This window comes from Nostoc sp. (assembly GCF_036917675.1).
Lineage (GTDB): Bacteria > Cyanobacteriota > Cyanobacteriia > Cyanobacteriales > Nostocaceae > Nostoc.
Genome location: NZ_JBALCT010000073.1, coordinates 190,062 through 211,984, shown reverse-complemented (window position 1 = coordinate 211,984; position 21,923 = coordinate 190,062). Strand labels below are relative to the sequence as shown.

Below are 21,923 nucleotides of genomic sequence, written 5' to 3'. Positions count from 1 at the left end.
TTTCTCACTCCACTTCCTAAATTTTGCCCTCCTCACTATTAAATTTTCAGTTCCTAAAGTCGTTGCAGAGTGGGTATAACCCACTCTATTTACTAGTTTAATAAATAAAGTTTTTAAAACTACAAAAAATAATTATTGTCGGTTTTAAATAAATTAATAGATAGGATTTTTTGTTATTTATATGGCAATTACTCATAATTGTTCTAACCACCTAGAGGGAATAAATAAAACAACCTATGCCAGCTTTAAAAGGAAAGTTTGAATTCAGGAAAAGCCAAAGAACAACACGTCGTTCTTTACTGTTTGCTATGAGCTATTGCTTAATGCTATCGACAGTTCTATCGAGTTGTAGTGAAGCCAAAAATAACACTCAGCAGTCGGCAGCTTCCCCTAAATCGGTGGATTTATCTAGCACTACAGCAAAGTCACCTGAGAAGCAAGTAGTGCGGATTGTACGTTCAAAACAACTTACTGCTCTAGCAGTTTTAGAAAAGCAGGGTTCCTTGGAAAAGCGATTAGAGCCTCTGGGTTTTAAAGTACAGTGGGCTGACTTTGCGGCTGGCCCACAACAGCTAGAAGCCTTGAATGCAAATGGACTGGATATCGCATCTACAGCCGAATCACCTCCTGTATTTTCACAAGCAGCAGGAGCGCCCCTTGTTTATCTAGCTACTACACACCCCAGTGGTAAAGCAATTTCACTTTTAGTTCCTGTAAACTCTCCGATTAAAAGTGTTGCTGATTTGAAGGGCAAAAAAGTAGCTTTCCAAAAAGCCTCTATTGGCCACTACTTATTAGTTAAGGCATTAGAAGACGCGGGGCTGAAACTGAGCGATGTCCAATCAGTTTTTTTAGCACCAGCAGACGCAAATGCGGCATTCAGTCAGAACAAGGTGGATGCTTGGTATATTTGGGAGCCATTCGCTACCAGAAATGAACAAAAGAAAATAGCTCGTGTTTTAGCAGATGGTGGTAAGTTGCGAGATACTGGCAACTTTTACTCAACCTCACGCCAGTTTTATCAGGCTCATCCTGACGTTATAAAAGTGTTTCTAGATGAGCTACAAAAGACAGAAATCTGGACTAAGGATCATCCCAAAGAAGTAGCACAACTGCTTGCTCCTGTAACTCAGCTAGATCCACCGACTCTAGAAATAATGCATGATAAATATGACTATGGCCTGGTACCAATTACAGAGAAAGTCATCATCAAGCAACAGGAAGTTGCAGACAAGTGGTACAGCTTAGGACTTATCCCCAAAAAAGTGAATGTTAGAGACGGGTTTTTGACACCTGAAGAGTACGTCAAAATTACTCCCTCAGACGTGTTAGCTAATAAGTAGTTATCCCAAGAAGAAACTAAAACACAGGAGAATATTATGCCTACTTCGACTTTGACAGAGGTTAAAATTAGGTCTATTGATGCCCCTTTGGGAGCGATAGTTACTGATCTTGATGCCAGTCAACCGATTGCACCTGAAGTTATCTTACAACTTAAAGAAGCTCTGCGCGATCGCCACATCTTGATCTTCAAAGACCAAAAGCTTTCTGATCAAGAACTTTTGCAGTTTTCGTTATACTTTGGCGCACTCTTTGTACCATCTGATCAGACTCCAGTATTGGCTTCTAAACCAGGAGAAACTCCGGTGGTGATTCCGATTTCCAACGTCGATGGTGGCTATACCGGTACTGGAGAACTCACTTTCCATTCTGATCACAAATGGACTCCCACCCCATCTAGTGGTTCGCTTCTTTATGCCTTGGAAATACCGTCTCAAGGTGGAGATACTTATTGGTTAAATACCAATTTGGCTTATGAGGCGTTAGATGAAACCACCAAAGAACGAATTGCAGATTTACACTTAATTACCTACAACCCATTTTTGCAAGACCGGAATGCACCCCGATCTTTGTATCGTTTAGACAAGAGTATTCCTTTAATAAGTCCGATCTTTCCTCATCCTTTAGTTAGGACACATCCAGAAAGTGGTAAAAAGCATCTTTATTTAGATATTGCTACGGAAGTGGAAATTGTCGGGCTAGAGCCTGAAGAAGGATCTAAACTGATTGAACAGTTGCGTCAGCATTTGAATCAGCCCCCATTCTACTACCAACATAAATGGTCTGTAGGTGATATTGTCTACTGGGATAATCAAGCTACCTTGCATTACCGTCAAGCATTCGATCCGAATGAGCGACGAGTATTGAAGCGGGTTAGCCTTGCAGGTAGTCGTCCCTTTTAGGCTTTATCGCTCAGGAAATTAACCTAATAGGTATTTAGATTCTACATTTTATTAAGGCAGTCAAGAGTCAAGAATTATTCTAGACTCTTGACCCTGGACATCGATCACGAATAAGTTTGTAATTTAAAGACATTAACATTATATGCTTATAAAAATAAAAATATAAGCAACTAAAAGTATTTTTTATTTTAAAACTAGTGTTGATGAATACTTTATTTAAAGAACAAATCCGATAAAATCTAGACTGGAATTGATAGTTGTTATCACACATTAAAAACGCAGTGACGAAAATTGTTAAATTTCAATAGACAAAAAATGTTATGGCATTTTTCAAATCTTTGCAGAGCCTCAAGTTGTCTAGCAAAAAAGGTTAATGTCAAAGATGGAGTGCTTACTCCAGAAGAATATGCAGCATTCACACATGATTCCATTAAATCTAATAACTAAATACAGCAGATATCAAGGAAAAGTACACAATAATTCGTCTCAAAGCCAGGTATAAAGCCTGTTTTACTTCTGAATTCTAACTGGAGGCGGAGCGTCTCCGGCTCCGCTTATGAAATCTGCTGTCATTGTAATCAACTTTAAAAAAATGAGAGTTTACGTTATTAGCTGATGTTTCTATATCAGTTGACACCTGCGATCATTGCCCAACAGCAGGCCGTTGCTAATTTTTATTTTGCACAAAAAGTCATCCCGCGTAAGATAGATGTCAAACAAGCGATTCTTCCTACTCTGCAATATCAAGCCATCACACCTGATAATATCAAGTAACGTAAACAGGTAGAGACAGGCTTATTCAGCTATCAACCGTTCAAATCTGAACTGTTTTGGTATACGATCTGTTAAAGTTGGGGTCATGCTTTATAACTGCCTAAATGCTTATCCTATATACATTTTAGCAGTTTTTGACCCCATTTTTTATCTCTTTGTGAGAAATCCGACATAGGGATTGCTGAAAATCGACCTTTCAAGGGCAAATGCCTGAGCGATGCCTACGAGGAACTATTTGGTGCTGCTCCGGCTATTGGGCTTCTTGGCATTGGTGTCAAGTTCAGAAAAATGGATGGCTGTCAAGAGTGGGCAAATCAATGGTAAAAGTCAATCAACACCCGTGTGTTGAAAAAGCAAGGGAATCCAGATTTTCGCTATCGAGTCAGCGTACCTGCCCCAGCCAGTCAAGAGATAGAATCACGCCTATTTGAACTAGTCAGCCCAGGTACATTTGCTAACCTCAAAGGGGTAAAAGACAAAAGTTTTCTTTGACATCCTTTCGGTTAAAATGCTTCCTCGTAGGCTTTGCCGCGATCGCCCTGACTTTGTACGTTGGCTGATTCAGTGCTGAGTTGCGCGAATGGCACCTGAGTAAAAGAAACCTCTAAGAGATTTTACTACGCAAAACCGTCCCTCTCCGATTCGGAGAGGGACAGACTTGAACGAAAGTTCAAGGCAGGGAGAGGTTTGTCAAACTCACGTTATTGTTAGCTGAGTACAGATTTTTCAGCAAGTAGGCACAGCTACTTTCGCGTATTTGTTAACGTAGTCTACAAATAATTGCTTCAGCCTGGGACTAACGCCAGCGTGTTCAAAGAATCCAAAACCCAGATTTCTAGCTTTTGCTAAGGTTTCCTCTGGTGTTAATCCTTCCTGGATAGCGATACTTAAGAGTGCAATTCCAGTCGATCGCATCCCGGCTGCACAATGCACAACTGCTGGTTTCGGGATTTGTTCTAGTATCGTCAGGATTTTGGTAATCGCCTCTTCATTCAAATTTTTTAAATCCACCTTGAGTGGAACATTCCTATAATACAGCCCCAATGCTTCCGCTACTTTTTGCTCATCCTGGGAAAATCCTAGCTCATCAGGCGATCGCAGATTCAGAACCGACTTAAAACCTTCTTGGATAGCTTGCTCAAGCTGTTTTGGTATAACTTGTCCTGTGGTCGTCAAATTTTCGTTAATCTGTATGGCGTTGATCACATTTACTCCTTTTGACTTTCTAGTGTCTTCCAGCTTGGTAAATACTCTAAGGGAGCAAGCTTTGAGAAGATATTCAAATAAACACGGCAAAATTAGCTACATATCAGACGATATTACTTGATTACTTCAAAATTTGCCTTTTGAAGTTGGTTATTTTATTACTCTATACATAATAAACATATATCCGATAGGATTACCGTAGTTTATAACAAATAAATTATTTTTTATCAGAGAATTGGGTTTAAAACCCCGTGCTAGAAGCACGGCTTTATATTTACTAGCGTCGTATCTGCCACTAAATCTGCTAAAATAGTTAAAACTAATTAGTACTCAGGGGCACGTCGGAATCCAAAACGCCTATGCAGACGGTTTGCTCTTGTACTGAGATATCTCGGTCTAGGTCAAAGTCGAAAACCCTTTTGGGAGCAACTAGGAAAACCTTGAAGTAATTCTTGTAAGCCCCATACCAAAAGGCGCGGGGTAATGTCACTATAGCTATTTTCAGGTAAATAGACCACGCAGTAAGGGCACAGCATTGCTCATACGTGTCAACTTAACGTGAAAACCAGTCTATAACTAGCTTTTAGATTGTTTCGTTAAGAGTCTCCGACTGGGAATGCCGTTTTAGAGGCGGAGCCTCTTGAAAAGCGGCAGAGCCGCAAAGAGCAGCATTTCCAGCCAGAGGCTGGAAACGAGGTTTTAAAAGGGTTTGCGCTTAAGTTGACACCAATGAGCAATGCTAAAGCCCCTACGACAGATGTGGTTCAAATACTTGAATTCTGCTGTAACTCCAGCAATTTCTGCCCAGAAAAACTACTATCGTTCATTAGGATTACGAGAGCGGCTACTTACCTTACCAAAGAAAGGCAGGAGGCAGGAGCAAGAAAATATATTTTTTGCCCTCTGCCACTTTCTTTTAGATCAAGTAAATTTATTTATGAAAAAAGAAGAAAATATGTATTTCGAGATGCGTAGCGTATATTTACCGCGTCCTTATTGAAACCCATAAATTTATTTATGGGGTTTACCTCCTGCCTCCTGATCAATCACTAATTCAGCAAATCAGGTTCTTCGCGCACAATCCTGTCGTAAAGTGGCTGGAAGCTGAACCACCCACTTATATGTGACCCCACTTGAGTTTGTGTTAAACGGGCTGTTTCGTGTTTGATAGTAGTGGGTCTACCCGCAGCTTCTGCCAGCAGTTGGGCTTGACACGATCGCTCTAAGCTAATGTACCAAAAGGCAGCTTCATCTACTGTATGTCCCACAGTTAAAATGCTGTGGTTACGTAGGATTATGGCTTTTTTTGGCCCCAAGGCTTGCGCCAATCGCTGACCTTCAGAAGTTTCTAAAACAACACCGGTGAAATCGTTAAATAGGGCATGGTCTTCGTAAAAAGCACAAGAATCTTGAGTCAAGGGGTCAAGGAGACGACCTAAACTAGACCAGGCTTTACCATAAAGTGAATGGGCGTGAGCGGCTGCAATTACATCAGGTCGAGCTTCATGAATTTGAGAATGGATGGCGAAAGCAGCTTGATTTACTTCAGCATCGCCTTTAACCACCTCACCTTCTCTGTTAACCAAGAGCAGGTCAGAAACTCGGATATGACCGAAGTATGTCCCGAATGGATTGACCCAGAAATGGTCTGTAAACTCCGGATCACGAGCCGTAATATGTCCTGCAATTCCCTCGCTGAACCCAAACTTACCAAACAGGCGAAAAGCAGCAGCTAGGCGTTGCTGACGATGTAGGCGTTCGTCTTCAACTCGCTCGAATACAGGGGGTTGTGGTCTATTGTACTTGGGCATTTTCTTTTTCCTCTTCTTCTTTATAGGGAGCGTTAGAATATCTAGAGCGAAAGGATTTGACGCTATGAGATTCTCTGATGAACTGATGACGTAAGACGCAGCCAGTATCATTACCTTAGAAGATGGATAGATACAGATGCGCTCTGGGACGTGGTTTTGACGGCGTGGATGTCACCATCTGGGGGTAAGAGGCGGTAGATATCCCCTAGTTAAAGCGATGCCTCGGTTGGGCTACGCCTACGCACTTCAGTTACTTATAATTGTGCGTGTCCTTCAGCATCGCCGTTATCTACACGGCGATAGACTGTAACCCATAAAGTCAACAGCCTAGCCACCATCCCCCGATAAATTTAGCTGCCCATAGACATTGATATTAAATGTAAATTGAATATCGATGTGGTTGCTCCTATATCCTGTGGGCAAAGATGCAAAAGGTGCAGCTCTCTGTATAGCCTTGAGCGCTGCTTGATCGGTGACGCTGAATCCAGAGGTTTGGGCTAGTTGGAGATTGCTTAGTTGCCCGGAACGCTTAATAGTGAAGTAAAGCACCGTTCGCCGGGAAGACTGGCTCACTTCTGGTAGCCACTGCTGCTTGACTTTTTGCTGTAGTTGCTTTAAGTAAGAGGTGATATCTATATTTTGACTACTGGCATCAATACCAGAATGACCTTGACGATCGCGGTTGGAATTAGGTAAGGCTGCCAGATAATCACCGCTAAAATTCAGACTAGATACACTCTGAGTACCACCCAGCAAGCTTGCTGCACCTTTTTTCAGAGATGACTGAGCTTGAGATGGTGTTCGCCGACTTAATCTAGTTCCCGACTGACCTAAGTTCTTAGGTTTAGGTTCTGGTGATGTAATAGCAGGTGCGATCGCTATTTTTCGCGATCGGGCTAACGGCGGTGTAATATTAGGCACTACTGCTATTTTTTTCGGTTTAGGTTCTGGTGATGTAATAGCAGGTGCGATCGCTGTTTTTCGCGGTCGGGCTAAGGGTGGTGTAATATTAGGCACTACTGCTATTTTTTTCGGTTTGGGTTCTGGTGATGTAATAACAGGTACGATCGCTGTTTTTCGCGGTCGGGCTAAGGGTGGTGTAACATTAGGCACTACTGCTATTTTTTTCGGTTTGGCTACTAGTAGTATAGGTGCAGGTGCGATCGCTGTTTTTCGAGGTAGAGCTAAGGGTGGTGTAATATTAGGCACTACTGCTATTTTTTTCGGTTTGGCTACTAGTGGTATAGGTGCAGGTGCGATCGCTGTTGGCTCTGGTTTGGGTGCTGGTAATCTAATAGCAGGTGCGTAGGCGAAGCCCGTCGTAGACATCGCTGTTTTTCGCGGTAGAGCTAACGGTGGTGTAATATTAGGTACTATTGCTATTTTTTTCGGTTTAGGTTCTGGTGGTATAGTTTCAGGTGCGATCGCTGTTGGCTGTGGTATAGGTGCAGGTGCGATCGCTGTTGGCTGTGGTTTGGGTTCTGGTATAGTTTCAGGTGCGATCGCTGTTGGCTGTGGTTTGGGTTCTGCTGGTATAGGTGCAGGTGCGATCGCTGTTGGCTCTGGCTTGGGTACTGGTATAGTTTCAGGTGCGATCGCTGTTGGCTCTGGCTTGGGTACTGGTATAGTTTCAGGTGCGATCGCTGTTGGCTGTGATTTGGGTTGTTGAGGAGATAGATTTGCTGATTCTGCTTTTTGCTGCCTTGATTCTGGCTGGAATACCTTTGCTGGAGATAAAGCTGTTAAGTCAAAAGGACTCTTGCTAGAGGCTTTATGTGCATCGGAATTAGCTGACTTCACAGCAGAAACAGGTCTTTTTGGTAAAGCTTTACCACCGGCAATAGAATCTTTAGTAGCCCGGAATGAGGACTTTTGGGGTATGTGTGTTTCATTGGGATCAACTTCAACTACCTCAATTGGAATTTCTTCCTTAGGCTCAGGCGTAAAAGCTGTGAGCCAATATTTGCTCGCAATCAGTAAAGTAGAGTGTAGGAGGATGGAAATAACTAGACTTTGGAGCATCTGCCCTGGACGCACGCTCCGATAGCGCTGAAATTCATGAGAAAAAGCCATATTATTGTGCTTTCGCGTGATCGATAACAGCCTCAACAGTCTATTTACAGGGTACAAGCTTCTGTATCCTGTACAGGATATGTGAGTGATTTTTAAGTATTAATCTAGATATAGGCACGGCACAATAACTTGCATTATAGGAACTACTAATGAACCGCTCGAAAATAATTGCCATTCTTACAGGTGCGATTTCTATTATTTTAGCGATCGCCTACCTCATCCTAGTCCAACTGCTGGACTATCGTGACATGAAACCCGCTCCCATCAGCCAATTTGACCAAGCACCTGCAATGATTTCTGATTATTGGCAGATTGACAAAATTGCCAAAGTGTAAATTAAATTTAGAAACGTGGATATCTCTAGCTTCCCTCTCCTTTATAAGGAGAGGGATTGAGGGTGAGGTAAGCTAGGGACATAAATTGTATGTTATTTAATTCTCATTCCTTAGAAACACGGGGTAGGGGCAGATGCCCTTACCCCGTGTTCAGGAGTAGAGTGTTTCTATAAAATTTCTTTGAGAAAAATCAGAATTTTAAACTTGATTGCGATAATACGTTTAGCTAACTTAAATCTATTTATTTTAAACTATTAAAGTTCCCCGTACTACAAGTGAGTAGGGTCAATGACTGCTTCATCATCAGATAATTCGCTCAGTTCCTCAAGCGCTTATACTCTATACATAGCTAGGCAAGAGTATCAATATAACTACACCCATATTCCATCTATTGCGATGGTGGATCAGCTTTCTGTTGCAGAAGAGTTCGCCACTAACTGGTATTTTTTATTAGCCCAGCAGTTACGAGTTATTTTTATCAATACCCTGATTGTCAACCGAGGCAATCAGGGTTCTGAATCGATTCGTGATGATGTCGAAAGGTTTATTTTAGAAGCCTTGCTCAAGGGAGCAATCCCAATTCAATTCAACATTATGGCGAGAATCCTGCAAATTCTCCCCCAGTTTTTACTTAAAGGAATATCTAAGGATGTTAGAGAACTCGACGAGCTTTTCTTTCATATTCTTCAAGAAAACGGACTTGTGATCCTCAGAGATACTCTAAATCAGGTAATTACGCTTCTATATGAAGGACAGCCCACAGGACACGCAACCAGTCTCAAGGACTACGAAAATTTGTTTCCGGAGATTGGTGTACCAGCGATCGCTAAAACTTACCAGGAAGATGAAGTATTTGCCTACATGCGAGTAGCTGGCTACAATCCCGTGATGATCGAGCGAGTAACCAGTCCAGGCGATCGCTTCCCAGTCACAGACGAGCATTATCAAGCAGTGATGGGAACTGACGATTCATTAGCAGCAGCAGGACTTGAAGGAAGGCTCTACTTAGCTGACTATAAAATTTTAGACGGTGCAATCAACGGTACATACCCACATGAGCAAAAATATGTCTATGCTCCCCTAGCACTGTTTGCCTTACCCAAAGGCTCAGATCCCACCCGTCTATTGCGTCCGATCGCCATTCAATGCGGTCAAACCCCAGGATCAGATTATCCCATTATTACCCCTAACTCCGGTAAATACCCTTGGCTTTTTGCCAAAACAGTTGTCCAAATCGCAGATGCCAACTTCCACGAACCGATTACTCATTTAGGAAGAACTCACCTGTTAGTTGGTGTTTTTGCGATCGCAACCTATCGACAACTGCCGCTTACCCATCCTCTAAGAATTCTGCTGCGCCCGCATTTTGACAGCACCTTAGCAATTAACGATGCCGCCCAACGCATTCTCATTGCTCCTGCTGGTGGCGTTGATAGATTACTCTCAGCATCAATCGATAACTCTCGCGTTTTAGCAGTGTTAGGGTTGCAAAGCTATGGTTTCAACAGTGCCATCTTACCCAAGCAATTCCAACAGCGCGGTGTGGATGATCCCAACCTATTGCCTGTTTATCCTTACCGGGATGATGCACTATTAGTCTGGGATGCTATTCATCAATGGGTTTGGGACTACCTGAACCTTTATTACATCACGGATGAAGACATTCAGAAAGACACAGCCCTGCAAGCGTGGGCAGCTGAAATCTCAGCTTACGATGGTGGCCGCATCCCCGATTTTGGCGAAGATGGTCGCATCAAAACGCTCAATTACCTGATTGATGCCACTACGCTGATTATTTTCACTGCCAGCGCCCAACATGCAGCCGTTAACTTTCCCCAAAAAGATTTGATGAGCTATGCCCCAGCCATACCGATGGCAGGTTATTTACCAGCCTCAACGCTCAAAAGAGAAGTTACTGAGCAAGACTACCTCAATTTGCTCCCCCCCTTAGATCAGGCGCAACGGCAATACAACCTACTCAGTTTATTGGGGTCTGTATACTACAACAAGCTGGGCGACTATCAGCAAGGATACTTTACAGACCAGAAAATCAAACCATTATTACGGGCATTCCAGAGTAATCTTCAGCAGGTAGAAGATACCATCAAGCAACGTAATTTGCACCGTCCAACCTATGAGTATCTGCTTCCTTCTAAAATTCCTCAAAGCATCAATATCTGAATAGGGACTGAGGGAAAGAAGGGGAAAACCATGCCCCATGCCCCATGCCCAATGCCCAATGCCCAATGCCCCATGCCCCAAAATAAATATTATGACACTTAAAGATAAAGTCCTCAAAGGTCACGATCGCCAGCTATGGCTTGCACCTATACTAGTCAAAGTAGGTTATGACACTGCGATCGGCAAGTTTCTACGCTTGATTTTTTATTACATGGATGCGTCAATCATGCTCAACGCATGGCGAGACTTTCTCTACATCCGTAAAGATAATATTGGAGACAAGTATTTTGCAGTAGACCAAGCAATCATGCATTCTTCTCACACCCAAGTGAGAGAACTAATGCAAACCCAACCACAACTGCGAGGAAATGATTTAGGTATCATCAGAATATTAGCTCCTAGCTACCTGCTCGATAATCCTCTGAGCTTGGGAACAAACGGGAACGAACACACAGGACTACGTGCTGTGTTCTCACAAGCCTTACCGGAACCGTCAGAACAGATAGACTTTTTAGGGTATCTAGTTGAGCAAAACCTGTTAGAGGCTGCTGGACAGAGCAAATTACATATCGGCAACGATTTGCCAAAGATCATGCTGTCGATTTTGCACGAACTGGTTTTTCAGATATCTTTATCTGAGGAAGAAATCACAGCATCAAGTAGTTACATAAAAGGTTTGGTTCTCGCATCCTTGCCAAATTTTATTAGCAAGTATCTGCTGGCAATATTAACAGCACCAAATATTCGGCATCGTCAGTATTTAACCAAGCGATATCAACAATCTGCTAAATGGGCATCTTACTTTGAAACAGGCGCTCAGTATCAGTTAAACGAACACCAAATCGCTAATAGCCTTTTCGATATGATTCATATTGCCGGTACTGCTGGCACGAGTGGGCTTTTGGGATCTGTTATTGGTGTTTTATGCTTGGATAATGCCCTCAGAAATAATGTAGTGTCAGAAGTCAATGCAGTTTGGAATGGCAAGGAAAGTTTAGACTCAGACGCACTAGAACAGTCAACACTTCTCAATCAAGTGATTTTGGAAACGGCTCGTCTCTATCCACCTGTGCGATTTGTTAGCCAACTCACTACTGAAGCGGATGAAGTTGAGATTGGAGAACAAAAATGTCCATTCCAAAAAGGTACTCGCTTGCTTGGTTCTATTTTTACAGCTAATCGGGATGCCAACAGATACCAAAATCCAGATGATTTTGACCTAACGCGGAATTTTTCAGATATCTTATCTTGGAACGGCGAAGGACATGAGCGAGCCTGTCCTGGTAGATCCTTATCAATTGGCTTTATCAAGATTTTCTGTTTACATCTGTTCAAGAACTATCAATGGGACTCAATTACAGAAGTCAAGTGGGATTTTGAAAAAGTGACTGCCGTTACTCCCAATAATTTAGTGCTACAAGGTTTTGCTCAACAACTGTGAGTAGTGAGTGCTGAGTTATGAGTTGGTAATTGTTATGGCTTTTTGAGATTGTCTTACTACAGAATTTCATAAGTTCATAGCGAATTAAAATTGGCAAAACTCAGCGCCCCTCTGCGCTTCCCTCAGCGTTCCTTTGCGTTTAAAAAAGCTACGAATTTCGGAAATTATGAGCGAATTAATCGAGAAAAAACAACTCAATAATATTGCAACCTGGATGATTCCAATCAAACAAACAAACTTACCATCTGTGCTTAAAGGTGTGTTTTTTATGGATGGCAATCCACTGCCAGATACTTGCATCACTATGTACAATTTAGAATGGGACACACAGAACAGAACTTTAGTTTTACCCGTCTTTGCACCCTTGCAGTGGACTTTTCATAACTCGATTCCTGGCTGGATATTACTACATTTAGCTCAATGGTTTGAGGTAAATTACAAAATTCAGTTTGAAGATGAAACTTTGCAGCAAGCTCAAATTATACCTATTTTACTGGGAATACCAATTTCAACATTGATTATAAATTTTACAATGTCCCAAGACAAAAATTCTCTCAATGGAAATATTTGGCACAGAAAGAACGTTTGGTTCGGCGGACTTTCTAGAGCTGGTGAGTATACTCTCCGTAGAGTTGTTGATGAAGATGGTCGTTATACTCCTGCTTTTAACGATATGCTTCCCAGAGTTCCAAATGAGTGTTTAGTGATTGCAATCAACTCAAAAGATAACGCCTCTAGTAATATTAGTAACAGCCAGTTTGCCAGGTAAAAATTGAACTAATAATCTTGATAGTAATATCTCAATCTGCTTATTATCTGATAGAATACTTTGATTACTTACCTTCAGAGTGTGAGCAAATGGAGTCTCTAAGCGATATAGTTAACCTAAATTGTAAAGGAAAATAGACATGACGAACTCTCTTGATAAGAAAAATCTGCTAGACGATCAACCGTATCAAATTTACGAATTTAAGAAAAATAACCAGGAAAAAATCTCTGGTTATTTTGTAGTTAGTACTGCCAAACTCAATGTTGAGACAGAAGAAAATAATTCTAACAACTATTTATTAACAGTTGTTAATCAAAAGTTTTTTAACATCAATGATGAACAAGCTGAACCTTCAGCCAAAGAGATGATTGAGAAAATTGCTAAAAGTTTGCAATCAAGCCCAGAACCAGAAATTATTATAAATATTCATGGATATAGTTCTACACCATCTGATACAGAGATAGGCTGCAAAAAGATTTATGATTATGTTAATACACATATTCAGCAACCAAATAAGTATATTTTTATAGGATATAGATGGCCTTCGGAAAATCCCATAAAAACAGATGAGTCTGGTTCCTTTGGGCAAAAGCTAATCAACGCACTGTATTCTTTGCCAATTTTACCAGCTATCTTTTTAGTTCTGGGACTAACAATTAGTATATGGTCTGCTATAGTTTTGTTGTTCCTAGATATTTTGAGTAATAGCGCTGTCCACTTTTTTACGGTGTTGTTAATTTTATCTGGCATTGTATCTTTAATTATTTTTACATTAATTTTTCTCAGAATATCTACTTATTTTCGTGATACTTATAGAGCGATTAATTATGGTGTAACAGACTTAGTTGAATTGATCAGACAGCTTGATGTTACTGTAAAATTACCCTCTAATAAACGCATTAAATTGTCATTTATTAGTCATAGTATGGGTTGTTTTGTAGTTACAAATGTAATTCGTATCCTCTCTGATGTTTTTGACGTTAAATCTATTAATAAAGAACCTAATTCAGATATTGGCAATGTATTTCGCTTAGGCAGACTTGTGCTAGTTGCACCTGATGTTCCTGTAGAAACTATCTTGCCAGGACGAGCTAATTTTCTTCGTTCTTCTTTACGTCGGTGCGAAGAAGCTTATATCTTTTGTAATGAGGGAGACTTAGCGTTACGATTTACCTCCACTGCTGCAAATTACTTTAGTTTTCCCGCACGAACTCGTATTAGTGGCTACAGGCTTGGCAATATAACAGTTAAGCATTTCAATAATAAAAATGATACAGTTGGTCACACACCCAGATATGGAGTTGTTAATTTAGAGAAACAAGACTATGAGAAAGATTACACACTCGACAAACCTCATAACTATTTAGAAATTCGTTCTTCTAGTAGCGAACATAGAAAACTTGAAGAGATAACTGAAATTTCCGAAAAGGAGGTTCCGCCCGCAGATTTATTTACATATTTTGACTGTACAGATTATAAAGATGATCGGAGCGATCGCATAGGTATTGTTAGTTCTGCCATCCAAAAGCCAGCGATAAATTTTGGGAATTATGTTTTACTAACTTTGGCATTTATTCGGAAGTCTATTAATAATAGAGATCCTCAAGGTGTTGATACCCACACTGGCTATTTTGAAGGTGCTTTTAGTCAAAAAGCTATCTACGAATTAGCCTTTTTAGGATTTCAGGGATTTTTGAAATCTTTGTCAATTGAGGGAGATGAAGAAGCTCAAATTCGCGCTTTTTCTCAAAAATGCCAGGAAAAGCAAATTCAAGTAATTCTTGCACCGCAAATTTATCAACCAAAGACTCAAGATTACACTGACTAACAATAGCGCTCTCATGAAGTAAGCGTGAAAGCGCAGATATTACAAAGGGCGATGTCTCTTGACTTGCCCTGACGCTCGTTTGAATAAAACCATCTGCCAGGAGATAATAATTCGGTGGGTATGGACGGGGAGAATAATTAAGTATAAATACTCAAGGATTCTTGGTGGGATAGGGTGAAACATTACGCGCGAACACCTTTTTTTTTCTCCAAAGTCCAAAATATAGCGGTTTTCAATTGCATAGAATACAGACCACTCGTAAGGGTACAGCATTGCTCATTGGTGTCAACTTAACGTAAAAACCAGTCTATAACTAGCTTTTAGAGACTGTCTCGTTCCCAGCCAGAGGTTGGAAACGAGGTTTTAAACGGGTTTGAGCTTAAGTTGACACGTATGAGCATTGCTGTGCCACTACCATGTGTTACATCCAAACGAGAACTGCTATGTGACTAAAGTCATACTGAAATTATGACTTTAGTCCACTGTCTCTTCTTACTTAGTATTTTAAACTGAGAACAACACAGCAAACCAATTAAGTCGTGTAATAGGCAAAACTTCCTATAATCCTAAAGATTAGGTGAGAATATATGTTCACAAATTATTGAGAAATGCTGTAGAGAAATCAAGCAAATTGATTGATGGAGATTTGAATATGAAACGATGAGGTAAAACTTTGCTGGCAAATAAGACTTTGGAAGTGAATGAAAGTACCTTAATCGATTCAATTTGATAACTATGAATATATATCATAATTCTCGATTTCTTAAAAATTTTCTTATATTTATACTTACAATTACTTTAGTGACAGCCTCCAATTCCATCCAGGCTGAAGAAAGAAATATAGCTAAAGAACAAATCGTGAATGGTGATAATTATGGAGAACTATATGACCAAGGAAAGTTACGTACTTACTATTTTTATACTCCAAAATCTTATAATCCAGACCGCCCGATGCCGTTAGTTTTAGTGTTTCATGGGGATGATGGTAGTGGTCGGTCTATAAGTAATGTGACTCACTTCAATGAATTAGCAGATCAAAAAGGATTTATTGTTGTTTATCCAGATGGGATTGACCAAAAATGGAGTCTTAGAGGTAACGCTCAAGGAAGGGTAGATGATGTTTTGTTTGTCAGTGCTTTGATTGATCATCTTCAGCAGCAAATCAGTATTGATAGTCATAAAGTTTATGCCACCGGTTTTTCTAGAGGTGGAATACTTACCCAAGCATTGGCCTGTAAATTACCTGATAAAATTGCTGGTTTTGCATCAGTAGCTGGTTCGCTCCCAGTTAGACTTAAACCTAATTGTCAGCCTAAAACTCCCATATCGATGTTAATGATCAACGGTACAAACGATCGCGATGTACTTTATGAAGGTGATGATCACACTCAACGAGGAGCGCTGGTTTCGATCTCAGACATGGTAGATTTTTGGCGATCGCACGATCAATGTACCTCATCGAATCAATCTCCGCAGTTTTCTGAAGTTCAAGTGAAAACCTCTCTCTACAAAGGTTGTAGTGGCAACTCAGAAGTTTGGCAGCTAGCAGTAGTAAACGGTGGACATTTTTGGCCTGGTGGTTCTTCAACTGACGAGAGCCTAAATAAATTCAATGCTAAACTGGGGCTTAACGCCAGTGAAACAATTTGGAATTTTTTTCAACGTCACAGTCAGTAGACCGAAAACTTTTGCAAGCACCTAATTTTTGAAATGCGCTTTATTTGTAGATTGCGCGATGGCAGAAAACTTTAACAGAAGTTGCTAGAACGATGTCCTTGAGAGGAATGCGATCGCCCAAGGTGAATACAATATTTAGAAATCGCGCCAGCGAGTTAGTTTGCAATTGCACTGATCTGCTTACTCTGAAACACCACCTGCGGCTTGATTAAATCGGCTGCTTTTTCGCCGATCATAATTGTGGGCGCGTTAGTATTTCCCGTGGTTAGAGTTGGCATGATTGATGCATCTACGACACGTAACCCCTCAACCCCATATACCCGTAATTCGGGGTCTACAACCGCCATTGGGTCAGTTCCCATTTTGCAGCTGCCGACCGGATGAAACACAGTACCGCAAGTTTCCCGGATGTACGCAACGAGTGCCTCATCGCTCTGAACGTCGGCACCAGGTGCGACTTCTCTGCCTCGAAACTCATCAAAGGCACTGGTATGAAATAATTGGCGCATTAATTTAACTCCTTCAACGAGCTTTTGCACATCGGATTGACTTTGGAGATAGTTCATCCGAATGATTGGTGCGTCTTTGGGGTCAGGCGATCGCGAAGCGCTGCTGCCTCCGGCAGGACGCAACTTGACACTTCCAATATTTTGGGGATGGGTCAAACTGACTAGACCCGTGAAGCCTACACCAGAGTTGAGATAGCCAGGAGGTGCCCACAGAATCGGCCCGAAAAAAAGCTGTAAATCTGGTACAACCTCCTGATTCCCCTCACTATGCAAAAACAATCCAGCTTCAGCAATGCCATTACTAGTAATTGCAGGTTGTAAATCCTGAGTTGCCTCGTATGCCATAGGAACTAAAACATGGTCTTGGAGGTTTTGACCGACACCTGGCAAGTCAACGACTACAGAAATCCCCATAGCTTGCAGGTGTTCTGCATTACCAATGCCGGAAAGCATCAGCAGCTTGGGCGAATCGAACGCGCCAGCACTTAAAATCACTTCCTGATTGACCCTGGCTTGGTGCAACCTTCCTTCGTGCATATATTCCACCCCAACGGTGCGGGTTCCTTCAAACAACAATCGAGTCACTAATGCTCCTGTCATCGTTGTCAAATTGGGACGTTGGAGAATGGGCAGAAGAAATGCTGCTGCGGTACTGTGCCGTTTACCATCCTTGACCGTGAACTGATAGAATCCTGCCCCTGACTGCTGCATTCCGTTGAAATCAGGATTGTTGTCATATCCCATTGCCACAGATGCGTCTACAAATCGTTGGGAGATTGCAGCCGGGGAAATGATATCGGTCACGTTCAACTCGCCATTCACACCGTGGTATTCGGAGGCACCGCGTTGCTGGTTCTCAGATTTCTTGAAATCTGGCAGTACATTTTGGTAACTCCAACCGGGATTACCCAATTCCTGCCAGTGGTCATAATCGTGATGATTGCCTCGGACATAAAGCAGGAAATTAATCGAACTGCTGCCGCCCAAAACTTTGCCACGAGGACAAAAGATTTTGCGGTTATTGAGGTACGGTTCTGGTTCAGAGAAATATCCCCAATCCACCTCGGAGCCTAGTAGATTTGTGCATTCCAACGGGATTTTAATTTCCGGTTTAGTATCTGGGTTGCCAGCTTCCAGTAATAACACTGTTGTTTCACTGTCTTCTGTCAGACGGTTGGCGACAACGCAGCCTGCCGAACCTGCACCAATCACAATGTAGTCATATTGAGTCATGATATTCTCCTTTTGTACCTCTGCTGTTTTTAGGTAAATAAAATTGCCAGGACGACAAAACTTCTAAAGAAAATTTTCTCATCATTATTTTTGCAATCCCAAAATATTGATGAGAAATTTTCCAACTTTTAGAGCGTCCGTAGCCAAAGGCGGGCAGGATGCCCACCCCAGAAGATTGGATAATAAGATTTCTTGGAAATCCCTAAAGAGAGACTACTGAGGGTCATCCAAGACTGAACTGTGAGATTGTGGTTCTTGAATGCGGTGTTGTATATAGTCCCGTCGAGCCTTGGCGATTTCTTGATAAACCTTCTTGCGAGCTAAGTTAACGCTACCCAGGGGCGCGTGTTCAGTCAGGGTATGCCAGGGGTTGAAGGAGAGTCCCTCATTCAACCGATCCCGCTCCTGGAAGTCGAATTTCTGAGGGGGAATTCTAATAGTTGCAAGCTTAATAAACGGTGAGTCTTCCTCTTTCCACTCTTGCATCGGATCTTCGATAGGGGTTTTCTCGTCATTGACATAGCACTGCACCAGAAAGTCAAAGGTGGCCTCTTGAGAGTCTGCCGACAGATGGGCGACCATTGCTTCACGCAAATAATTCTCGGAGTCGGGGATCGAATTGGGAGACTCTTGCTGTTGAGGTTTTACGGAAAATTTGATGGACTGAGAACCCAATTGATAGGGCGTTGTACTCCAGTATTGAATCAGCAAAGGATTGGCAACTTGTTTGCTGGTCACGGCCTTAAGGATTTCAAAAGTGGGGGCTAGCGATCGCAATTCTTCTGGATCTGCCTTACCAACACTTGCTTTCGTGAGGGCGGCAAACCCTTGAGCATTTTTCACAAAAAAGATCGGAGTATTAATCAGCAGAAAATCTTGAGTTTCCTGCTCATCATCCAGTACTTTTTGACCCTCTACATCCATGAGTTTGATCGCCATTGCTCGAATATCGGGTTCTGAATCAGACTTGAATTTACCGCGCTTCTCGGCATCGGAAGCATTTGAGAAACGCACCCAAATTGGATAGGTCTGAGACTGAGCGAAAATGCCAACCTTTAATGATTGGGGAATGTTGCCTTCAATAATAAATTCTCCCCAAACTAAGCCGTGGCTTTTGGGATGATCTTTCCGCAGGTCTGGCCCTTTTTCAGCTTGAACATCAAGATCGATATCCAGAATAGTATCAGTTGCCGCTTCCTGTGTAGCTGTAGATAAGTTGGTATGAGTCATGGTTTTTCTCCTTTTTTCAATTACTCTGAAACGAGAGGTTTTTTCAACGGACTTAGAGCAAAGTCCGTGGCACTGGTTGGGATAAGAATTTGCGTGTTGAGTGCCGGTCTTTAATAGTTTGGTCGAGATCGAACATATTTGATCAACCTCTATGAGAAGTAAATGCGAGGTTGAGTGGTTTCGTTGAACCAAGAATCCCATTGCCTTCAGGCGTGGGAGTGTCAAGCGCTGAACCCTCCGTCAATCATCAGGTTTGCGCCGGTGATGTAACCGGACTCAGGACCAGCCAGATAAGCAACCAGCCCCGCAACCTCTTCGACTGTGCCGTAGCGAACTACCGCTATGTGCTTTTTGAGCATTTCGGCAAACTCACCCTCCGAGGGATTCATATCCGTAGCGATCGGTCCTGGCTGTACGTTGTTGATCGTAATCCCGCGCGGGCCAAGGTCACGCGACAGCCCTTGCACAAGCCCTTGCAGAGCAGATTTACTCATGGCATAAACGCCGCCACCAGGAAATGGCATACGTTCGGCGTTGGTGCTGCCGATGTTGATGATGCGTCCGCCCTCTTTCATGTGCTTGACTGCGGCTTGCGTCGCCACAAACACGGCACGCACGTTAACGGCGATGGTTCGATCGAAGTCCGCGAGTGCGAAATCATCGATCGCTCCCATCGCCAGCACGCCCGCATTGTTAACGAGAATATCAATGCCGCCGAATTTGTCCACAGTCTGCTCAACAGCAGCAACCACCGCACTAGCTTCGGCACTGTCGGCTTGGATGGCAACAGCTTGGACGCCTAGCGCCTGCGCTGTCTGCACGATTTCGTTAGCGCGATCGGGTGAGCTGGCATAGGTGAAGGCGACATCAGCGCCAAGACTTGCTAAACGCTTGACGATCGCTGCCCCGATGCCGCGACTGCCGCCGGTAATGAGTGCGCGTTTATTCTTGAGTGTGTGGTTCATGTTCGATACCGTGCCATGAGAAATTGGATAATTTGCTGTGCGTGTCTAATGAAAAAAACTGCTCCCCATTTAGAGCCAGCAGTGGTATTTAGGGAAAATACGAAATAACTCATATAACCGTTTCTGGTTGCCGAATCGTTTTCAATGCCCAGATGCCAATCCAACAGCCGAATCCATCCACAATTAATATCAGGATGGCTGTGATTTGGAAAACCAGACCCCAACCTGCAAAGGAAACTTGAGACAGATGATCAGGACTAATCACGATTAAATGATTGTAGATTCCAAAAAGCAGCGATCCTGCTATTGAACTGAGCAATAGCCAGCTACCAATGCGGTAGAACTGTGTCCAAAGTAAAACGGCTGCAATGATCGGAATCGGAAAAATCACAATACCTACAAACAAACTCTGAACAAGAGAGAGGGCAACTGGGATTTCCACATGTGCTAAACCATGCAATCCGTTTATGATCGCATGGATTACCACAATCGCTGTTCCATATTGAGCAATCTTCATCTTTAAACTTCTCCCTATAAATTGTTAACTGGCATGAGCCACGGCGGTGTTAACCATCCATTCCAAGGGTCGAGGCTGAAAATTTAATTCGCGTTTTGCTTTAGCATTCGATGCACCTCGCATCTGAGTACCATAATAGACGGCATCGGCACCACTAATTCGCAGAGCATCCTCAACCGATACCTGGGGAGGTGGTGGAGCATTGAGCCATTGGGCATAAGCAGAGAGCCACTGACGAACCGCTAAGGGACGATCGTCCGTAATCAGGTAAATGCCAGGATTACCCCGCTCCACTGCCGCAACTGTAGCGATCGCTGCATCCTCAATATGTAACCACGACCATACGCCTTCGCCATTGCCAACGATCGGGAACTTTTGCTGGCGCACCTGTTGAGCAACATCGTCATCGGGAGCAAACCAGGTACCGGGTCCGTAGAGAAAGCCATAACGCAAAGCAATCCCTTCTAAGTTGGGCGTTTCGAGTAAGCAATGCTCGATCTCAGTGACTATGTGAGCATCTGCTGCAACCGCAGGCGAGGCATCAAAAGCTAGTGGCGTTTCTTCGTCTGCCAAGCCGGCACCGGGAACCGCCCAAAATGCGATCGACTGCCTCAGATAACGGCGCACACCAGCTGCTTGCGCTGCTGCCAGCACATTGGCACCCCCTTCTCGACGGATGCGAGTATTTAGTGGTGCTGCTGCACTCATCGACTCGCCAGTGTAGGTTTTGGGCAGAGAAGTGAGTTGTTCAATCACTACTTCCGGCTGAGTGCGGGTGATAGCAGCTTTGACAGCATCTACATCGAATACATCTGCGATCGCGAAGCGTAGGCTCTGCCTAATCGCCGGTTCTACACCTTTTTCTGCTAAAGTCCTGGCTCTTTCTGGAGAACGGCTCAGAGCCACCACTTCATGTCCTTTCGCCAGCAGTTGCGCGATTAACGGACGACCGATCGCTCCCGTTGCGCCTGCAACAAAAATCTTCATTTGTGAACCTCCTGTTGAAATCTTTCAAATATTTATAGAATAAAATAAAAGAGCTTGTTCTAAGTATACAAAATCGTAGACAAACCTGTACAACAATGCAAAACCCTGTACACGATTTTTGTTGACAATTTTATTCAAAACTTA

Annotated in this window: 20 protein-coding genes; 11 read left to right on the top strand and 9 right to left on the bottom strand. The window is 42.7% G+C overall.

All coding sequences use genetic code 11. From position 1 onward, the window contains the following. The first annotated feature begins 236 nt into the window (after nt 1–236). From V7K31_RS29445 to V7K31_RS29430, 4 genes are all read left to right on the top strand, one after another. Nucleotides 237–1,343, top strand: a complete 1,107-nt coding sequence (locus V7K31_RS29445) for an aliphatic sulfonate ABC transporter substrate-binding protein (RefSeq protein ID WP_335099653.1) — start codon at nt 237–239, stop codon at nt 1,341–1,343. A gap of 36 nt (nt 1,344–1,379) precedes the next feature. Next, on the top strand, nt 1,380–2,243 hold the full coding sequence (locus V7K31_RS29440) for a TauD/TfdA dioxygenase family protein (protein ID WP_335099651.1): 864 nt from the start codon (nt 1,380–1,382) through the stop codon (nt 2,241–2,243). 615 nt (nt 2,244–2,858) lie between these two features. After that, nucleotides 2,859–3,017: a hypothetical protein gene (locus V7K31_RS29435; protein WP_335099648.1), complete on the top strand. Its 159-nt coding sequence runs from the start codon at nt 2,859–2,861 to the stop codon at nt 3,015–3,017. A 342-nt stretch (nt 3,018–3,359) separates the two neighbouring features. After that, nucleotides 3,360–3,509, top strand: coding sequence for a hypothetical protein (locus V7K31_RS29430; RefSeq protein ID WP_335099645.1), 150 nt, complete (start codon nt 3,360–3,362; stop codon nt 3,507–3,509). A gap of 234 nt (nt 3,510–3,743) precedes the next feature. On the opposite strand, the gene V7K31_RS29425 is transcribed toward V7K31_RS29430, so the two are convergent. Continuing rightward, nucleotides 3,744–4,223: a beta-lactamase hydrolase domain-containing protein gene (locus V7K31_RS29425; protein ID WP_335099642.1), complete on the bottom strand. Its 480-nt coding sequence runs from the start codon at nt 4,221–4,223 to the stop codon at nt 3,744–3,746. Nucleotides 4,224–4,959: 736 nt separating this feature from the next. On the opposite strand from V7K31_RS29425, the gene V7K31_RS29420 reads away from it, so the two are divergent. After that, nucleotides 4,960–5,223 carry a hypothetical protein gene (locus V7K31_RS29420; RefSeq protein ID WP_335099639.1) on the top strand — a complete coding sequence of 88 codons (264 nt, stop codon included), beginning with the start codon at nt 4,960–4,962 and terminating at the stop codon, nt 5,221–5,223. Nucleotides 5,224–5,272: 49 nt separating this feature from the next. Here the strand turns inward: V7K31_RS29420 and V7K31_RS29415 are convergent, their stop codons facing one another. Further along, nucleotides 5,273–6,034, bottom strand: coding sequence for a class II aldolase/adducin family protein (locus tag V7K31_RS29415; protein WP_335099637.1), 762 nt, complete (start codon nt 6,032–6,034; stop codon nt 5,273–5,275). Nucleotides 6,035–6,361: 327 nt separating this feature from the next. Next, nucleotides 6,362–8,107, bottom strand: coding sequence for an energy transducer TonB family protein (locus V7K31_RS29410; protein ID WP_335099633.1), 1,746 nt, complete (start codon nt 8,105–8,107; stop codon nt 6,362–6,364). 149 nt (nt 8,108–8,256) lie between these two features. Here V7K31_RS29410 and V7K31_RS29405 point away from each other — a divergent pair, with 149 nt between their 5' ends. The 6 genes from V7K31_RS29405 to V7K31_RS29380 all read left to right on the top strand — a co-directional run bounded on the left by V7K31_RS29405 (nt 8,257) and on the right by V7K31_RS29380 (nt 16,338). Next, nucleotides 8,257–8,442, top strand: a complete 186-nt coding sequence (locus V7K31_RS29405; protein ID WP_335099631.1) for a hypothetical protein — start codon at nt 8,257–8,259, stop codon at nt 8,440–8,442. A gap of 288 nt (nt 8,443–8,730) precedes the next feature. Further along, on the top strand, nt 8,731–10,623 hold the full coding sequence (locus tag V7K31_RS29400; protein ID WP_335099628.1) for a lipoxygenase family protein: 1,893 nt from the start codon (nt 8,731–8,733) through the stop codon (nt 10,621–10,623). Between the two features lie 91 nt (nt 10,624–10,714). Further along, on the top strand, nt 10,715–12,064 hold the full coding sequence (locus tag V7K31_RS29395; RefSeq protein ID WP_335099763.1) for a cytochrome P450: 1,350 nt from the start codon (nt 10,715–10,717) through the stop codon (nt 12,062–12,064). Nucleotides 12,065–12,230: 166 nt separating this feature from the next. Beyond that, nucleotides 12,231–12,833, top strand: a complete 603-nt coding sequence (locus tag V7K31_RS29390; protein WP_335099625.1) for a hypothetical protein — start codon at nt 12,231–12,233, stop codon at nt 12,831–12,833. Between the two features lie 139 nt (nt 12,834–12,972). Continuing rightward, complete coding sequence (locus tag V7K31_RS29385; protein ID WP_335099622.1) at nt 12,973–14,661, top strand: alpha/beta hydrolase; 1,689 nt, start codon at nt 12,973–12,975, stop codon at nt 14,659–14,661. A gap of 801 nt (nt 14,662–15,462) precedes the next feature. Next, nucleotides 15,463–16,338, top strand: coding sequence for an extracellular catalytic domain type 1 short-chain-length polyhydroxyalkanoate depolymerase (locus V7K31_RS29380; protein ID WP_335099619.1), 876 nt, complete (start codon nt 15,463–15,465; stop codon nt 16,336–16,338). Nucleotides 16,339–16,378: 40 nt separating this feature from the next. On the opposite strand, the gene V7K31_RS29375 is transcribed toward V7K31_RS29380, so the two are convergent. From V7K31_RS29375 to V7K31_RS29350, 6 genes are all read right to left on the bottom strand, one after another. Continuing rightward, on the bottom strand, nt 16,379–16,504 hold the full coding sequence (locus V7K31_RS29375) for a hypothetical protein (RefSeq protein WP_335099617.1): 126 nt from the start codon (nt 16,502–16,504) through the stop codon (nt 16,379–16,381). Further along, nucleotides 16,494–18,080 (bottom strand): GMC family oxidoreductase, encoded by a 1,587-nt coding sequence (locus V7K31_RS29370; protein WP_335099615.1) that lies wholly within the window; start codon nt 18,078–18,080, stop codon nt 16,494–16,496. Before V7K31_RS29370 ends, V7K31_RS29375 begins: the two co-directional genes overlap by 11 nt. A gap of 213 nt (nt 18,081–18,293) precedes the next feature. Further along, a complete protein-coding gene (locus tag V7K31_RS29365; RefSeq protein WP_335099612.1) occupies nt 18,294–19,310 on the bottom strand; it encodes a catalase family protein in 1,017 nt (338 codons plus the stop codon). 221 nt (nt 19,311–19,531) lie between these two features. Then, nucleotides 19,532–20,275: an SDR family oxidoreductase gene (locus V7K31_RS29360; protein WP_335099610.1), complete on the bottom strand. Its 744-nt coding sequence runs from the start codon at nt 20,273–20,275 to the stop codon at nt 19,532–19,534. A 109-nt stretch (nt 20,276–20,384) separates the two neighbouring features. After that, on the bottom strand, nt 20,385–20,792 hold the full coding sequence (locus V7K31_RS29355; RefSeq protein ID WP_335099607.1) for a hypothetical protein: 408 nt from the start codon (nt 20,790–20,792) through the stop codon (nt 20,385–20,387). A gap of 24 nt (nt 20,793–20,816) precedes the next feature. Next, complete coding sequence (locus V7K31_RS29350) at nt 20,817–21,779, bottom strand: NAD-dependent epimerase/dehydratase family protein (RefSeq protein ID WP_335099604.1); 963 nt, start codon at nt 21,777–21,779, stop codon at nt 20,817–20,819. Between the last annotated feature and the right edge of the window lie 144 nt (nt 21,780–21,923).